The organism is Aeromicrobium sp. Leaf272 (assembly GCF_001422865.1).
In the GTDB taxonomy this organism is placed as follows: domain Bacteria; phylum Actinomycetota; class Actinomycetes; order Propionibacteriales; family Nocardioidaceae; genus Aeromicrobium.
Genome location: NZ_LMMY01000009.1, coordinates 407,618 through 408,489, shown reverse-complemented (window position 1 = coordinate 408,489; position 872 = coordinate 407,618). Strand labels below are relative to the sequence as shown.

Below are 872 nucleotides of genomic sequence, written 5' to 3'. Positions count from 1 at the left end.
GGGCACTCAGCACCGCGCCGATCCTCAGGTCGCCGTCGTGGTGGATGGTCGCGACCGGTCCGACGGGGACGGGGTCGGGGTCCGGGTCGGCGACAGCGGGTGCGGCCGTGAGGGCGAGCGAGAGCGCGGCGACGAGGACGACGAGATGGCGGACGAGACGCGCTGGAACGGAGGAGTTCACCGGGGATCCTTGCAGAGAAAGTTGAACGGCTCACCGTATTTCAGGCGAGCGTCTCGCGTCCGCGGAATCAGTGGGAACGGGCCGAAGGTCCTGATGGGCATCGCTCGACGCCCTCACGTAGCGTTGGTGCCGTGAAGGCTCTGGTGTTCTGCGACGTGACGGACCCGTGGTCGTACGTCGGGGTGACGCGCTTCGAGCGCGCGGCCGGGATGTTCACGATCCTCACGGGGGAGCCGCTCGACGTGTCCTTCCGCGCCCGGCTCCTGGAGCCCGACGCGCCCAGCTCGGGCAGACCGCTGCGCGCGGTCCTGGCCGAGCGGCTCGGGGGCGACGACAAGGTCGACCTCGTCGACGCGCAGGTGACCGCGGCGGCCCGCATCAGCGGCATCGAGCTCAACCTCGCCGAGGCGGTCGAGGCCAACAGCCTCGACGCGTGGCGGCTCCTCACCTGGGCCGACGAGGCCGNCCTCGCGGACCCGCTCGTGCTGTCGAGCCGGGCGGCCCTCGTCGGGCTCGACCTCGAGACGGCCGACGCCCTCCTGGCGAGCGACGAGTACGCCGATGCGGTCCGCACCCAGGACGAGACGGCGCGGTCCCTCGGCGTGACGCAGCTCCCCTACGTCGTCGTCGAGAACCGTTGGACCCTCGCCGGCACCCAGTCGCAGGACGACTACGTGCAGGCGCTCCACCA

The 872-nt window shown here is 71.6% G+C and carries 2 protein-coding genes and 1 pseudogene; 2 read left to right on the top strand and 1 reads right to left on the bottom strand.

Going from position 1 to position 872, the window contains the following annotated elements; all coding sequences use genetic code 11:
* Window positions 1-181 (bottom strand): hypothetical protein (locus tag ASF38_RS17820; protein WP_200914388.1); only part of this gene is annotated, 181 nt, incomplete at its 3' end.
* Between the two features lie 131 nt (window positions 182-312).
* Here ASF38_RS17820 and ASF38_RS19615 point away from each other — a divergent pair.
* Window positions 313-646, top strand: a pseudogene (locus ASF38_RS19615) (DsbA family protein); the annotation flags it as partial.
* Window position 647: 1 nt separating this feature from the next.
* Window positions 648-872: DsbA family protein (locus ASF38_RS19610; RefSeq protein ID WP_369815165.1), on the top strand; the 225-nt coding region annotated here is incomplete at both ends.